Genomic DNA, 1,609 nt, shown 5'->3' with positions numbered 1-1,609 from the left:
TTGGCGTCGGTGGCCGCGCCGCGCCAGTCCTTGGAGACGGCGGTGTCGAGGGCGGAGGTTTCGGTGTGGGCTTTGCCGCCGCACTCGGCGCTGTTTTGGCAGCGGATCTGGGCGTCGGCGTGGGAGACGCTGACCACGCTGGCTGGTTGGGTTTTGCCGTCGGGGCCGGTCTGAGCCTGCCGGTAGGTGAGCTTGGTGTCGGCGGTCGAGCCGCAGGTGCCGTCGGTGCCGTGGACCTCGCAGCCGGTGGTGCTCTTGCTGGCGCGTTCGGCGACGTCTCCGGAGGCGGTGCCGGTGGTGGCGCCCTTCGCGGTGGCTGTGCAGTCGGCCGAGTCGCAGGTGAGGGTGGCGATCGTCTTGCTGGTCGCGGTCAAGCCGTCCGCCGTGGTCGCGGCCGCGCGCCGGGCGTCGAGGTCGTCGTGGGTTGTGTTGTTGGTGACGGTGGAGCTGGCGTCGGTGGAGCAGTCGCCGGACTCGCCGGCGAGGGTGCAGTCGTGGTGGGCGTCGGTGGTGCGGGTGGCGGTCTTGCCGTCGGTGCCGGTGGTGATCGTGGCGTTGGTGGCGGTGGCGGCCTTGCCCGTGCAGCCCTTGGCGTGGTCGCAGTCGAGACTGCCGTGGGCCAGCACGGAGTCATCCTTGCCTGGGCCGGTGGCGGAGGTGCACGTCCCGGCGGTGACCTGGCAGATGGCGCTGCCGGTCCGGGTGCGGCTGTCGGTGTTCGTCTTTGCCGGGGTGGCCGGGGTGGCGGCCTGTGCGGTGGTCGGGTCCGCCTCGACCGCGGGCTTCTCGGGGGTGGTCGTGGTGTGCTCGGTCTTGGCGTTGGTGGTGGTGGCGGCGTTACCGGAGCAGTCGGTGGCGCCCTGGGCGCAGCGGACGGAAGCCTGCGCGCCTGCCTGCACCGTGGTGGTGGTGTCGCAGCCGACCGTGTTGGCCTGGCAGTGCGCGGTGCTGACGGCCTCGCCGTTGTCCTTGCTGGTCCGCGTGGCCTGGGCAGCTGTCTGATCGGCCGGGGCGCTGCTGGTGGCGCGGCGGCCGATGGAGGTGGTGTCGCAGGCGCCGTTGCGGGCTTGGCAGTCCGAGCCGGCGTCGGCCCGGGTGGCGAAGCCGGTCACGGCGCAGTCCTTGGTGCACGCCCCGCTGGTTTGTGAGACGCCTTCGGTCTTGCTGGTCGGTCTGCTGGCGTTGTGGGTGCAGCCGCCCCGGGCCTGGCAGGCGGTGTCGGCGCCTCGGGTGTCAGCGACCGTGGTGGTGGTGCAGTCGCCGGTGCCGCAGGTCGTCGCCGCGTTGGTCTTGGCGGCGGTGCTGGTGGTGGCGCAGCCGGCGTTGAGCTCGCAGGTGGCCGAGGCGGCCCGGTCGCCGGTGGTGGAGTTGCTGGCGCAGGTGGAGATGCCGATCAGGCACAGGCTCTGGTCCTGGGTGGACCGGCCGTTGGTGGGGTCGATCGAGGCGGTGGAGCATTGGCCGAACGCCCCGTCGGCCGAGCAGGCGGCGCCGGCGCCGTCACGGCCGGGGTTGGCCCAGTCGGCGGAGTTGTGGCCGGTGGTGTCGTGTAGTCGTGCGGTGAGCTCGTCGACCTGGCGGCGTTGGGTGTTGTAGGCGGCGGCCTGCT

Annotated in this window: 1 protein-coding gene; it reads right to left on the bottom strand. The window is 72.7% G+C overall.

The window, feature by feature from the left end; genetic code table 11:
• Positions 1–1,609, bottom strand: a 1,609-nt coding sequence (locus tag N912_RS65000) for a hypothetical protein (protein WP_028928025.1), incomplete at both ends; no start/stop codon positions are given.

The sequence above is a fragment of the Actinospineispora acaciae DSM 45401 genome (assembly GCF_000620785.1).
GTDB lineage: Bacteria > Actinomycetota > Actinomycetes > Mycobacteriales > Pseudonocardiaceae > Pseudonocardia > Pseudonocardia acaciae.
The sequence above is the reverse complement of the archived record's forward strand: the minus strand, read 5'-3'. Positions and strand labels throughout refer to the sequence as shown.